The 1,805-nt window shown below is 38.8% G+C and carries 3 protein-coding genes; all 3 read left to right on the top strand.

All coding sequences use genetic code 11. The annotated features are described in order from the left end of the window. A partial coding sequence (locus CP355_RS09795) for an RNA-guided endonuclease TnpB family protein (RefSeq protein WP_143468935.1) occupies nucleotides 1-381 on the top strand: 381 nt, incomplete at its 5' end. Nucleotides 382-665: 284 nt separating this feature from the next. Continuing rightward, nucleotides 666-1,397, top strand: coding sequence for a carboxymuconolactone decarboxylase family protein (locus tag CP355_RS09790; protein ID WP_098037048.1), 732 nt, complete (start codon nucleotides 666-668; stop codon nucleotides 1,395-1,397). A gap of 86 nt (nucleotides 1,398-1,483) precedes the next feature. Then, the gene (locus CP355_RS09785; RefSeq protein ID WP_003632732.1) at nucleotides 1,484-1,711 is read left to right on the top strand and encodes a hypothetical protein; all 228 of its coding nucleotides are present in this window, start codon (nucleotides 1,484-1,486) and stop codon (nucleotides 1,709-1,711) included. The last annotated feature ends 94 nt before the right edge of the window (nucleotides 1,712-1,805 follow it).

Raw genomic sequence — 1,805 nt, 5'->3', positions numbered from 1 at the left:
AAAAACCACGATTTAGTAGTTGCCGAGGAACTAAGAAGCAGAAATCTGTTAAAGAATCATGCCTTGTCTCAAGCCATTTCTGATGTTGGTTGGCGTAGTTTCCTGAACATGCTGGCTTATAAGGCAGATCTATATGGCAAAGAATTTCTAACAATTGATCCTAAGTACACCACCCAAAGATGCCATCAATGTGGCAGTATTATGGGACAAAATAGCTATAAGAAATTAACCCTTAAGGATCGGGAATGGACGTGCCCAATCTGTCAGACGCACCATATTCGCGATTGGAATGCGGCAGTGAATATTCTAGAAAAAGGATTAGGCAAGTGGCAGAATCCTAAAATAAAAGAAGCAACCTTATTCGGGGCTGCAGTCCGCTAGCAACTCACGGACTCAAAAGGCTTTGGTAATTAGACGACCTCTATCGGCAATAGCCAAAAGATTATTGCTGGTAAGTCAAGTCCGTATCTAAGCAAGTTGGTGTTCTGGTTAGCGTAAGCTAACGAGCCACTAAGCCCTAGACTTCAGTCTAGGGTAGTTGACCTAAATGTTGCTAATAAGCATAAGCAGAAGTTATTCCGCAGAATAAAAAATAGATATTTTTCTTTAGGTCTGAAACGTACTTAAATAAGTAGTGAAGAGATCGTTTTAGAAAGGAAAATATCATGTCAATTAAAGAAGATGCACAAAGAATTCATGCTAACTTATTAGAAAAAACGGATCCAGAAGCCTTAGAACGGATTAATCATTTTGCTTTTGATGAAGTACAAGCTGCGGTTGATTTGCCTGATAGAACTAAGATGTTGTCAACGCTGGCTTATTTGTTAGGGATGCAAGGGATTGACGAGTATAAGGTCATGCTTCCCGTTGCTCTTGATAACGGGGTTAGTCCAGTTGAAGCTAAAGAAGTTTTGTATCAAGCTGTTGACTATTTAGGATTAGGTCGTGTTTTTCCATTTTTCAAAGCAACTAACGATATTTTGACTGCAAGAGGAGTAGATTTGCCGCTACCAGGTCAGTCAACCACAACGATGAAGAATCGCCTAGAAAAAGGTGAAGAGACGCAAATTCGTTTATTTGGTCCGCAAATGAAGGATTTTGCCAAGAAGGGTACCATCAACAAGTGGCTTGTAGATAATTGTTTTGGTGATTACTACACCAGAAAAGGTTTAGACGATCGTGACCGCGAAATGATTACATTTTGCTACATTGCTGCACAAGGTGGCTGTGAACCACAATTATTATCACATGCGCAAACTAATATTAGATTGGGCAACGACAAGGAATTCTTAATGAAGGTCATTGAACAAAATGTGCCATTCATTGGATATCCTCGTTCACTTAATGCAGTGAGAATCGTTAACCAAGCTGATGAAGCAGTTAACGGAAAAGATTAGAAAATTAATAAATTAAGCCCTTTCATTTAACAGCTTAAGCTAATAGAACTAGAATAGATGCTGTAGATGAAAGGAAGCTTATAATTATGGCAGATGCAAAAGAAATTGAACAAACAGCAATGATTGATCGTGAAATGGACCAAGTATTTGATTGGGCAAAGGGTAACTCAATGCCTATTCGTGACGCTATTTGGGACCACGAAATGGAAGCAAACAACCATGACACCATGAAGACTGAAGCAGCCTGTGAATGGATGCTCAAGGCCGATGATGACAAGATCAAGGATTACTGCGAAAAAAACTTAAAGAAGTAACTAAAATATTCTACTAGTCTTAATAATTTCGTCTGCTTTAAAGTGTCTGGGAAAAAACTAACTTTCAGATACCAAAAGACGATCAATCCAACTC

The sequence above is a fragment of the Lactobacillus sp. UMNPBX4 genome (assembly GCF_002554115.1).
GTDB lineage: Bacteria > Bacillota > Bacilli > Lactobacillales > Lactobacillaceae > Lactobacillus > Lactobacillus gallinarum.
This window is presented reverse-complemented; position numbering and strand designations above follow the sequence as displayed.

Excerpts from the sequence above, each read along its gene's own strand:
- CP355_RS09790 (WP_098037048.1), top strand. The coding sequence starts at position 666 with ATGTCAATTAAAGAAGATGCACAAAGAATTCATGCTAACTTATTAGAA.
- CP355_RS09785 (WP_003632732.1), top strand. The coding sequence starts at position 1,484 with ATGGCAGATGCAAAAGAAATTGAACAAACAGCAATGATTGATCGTGAA.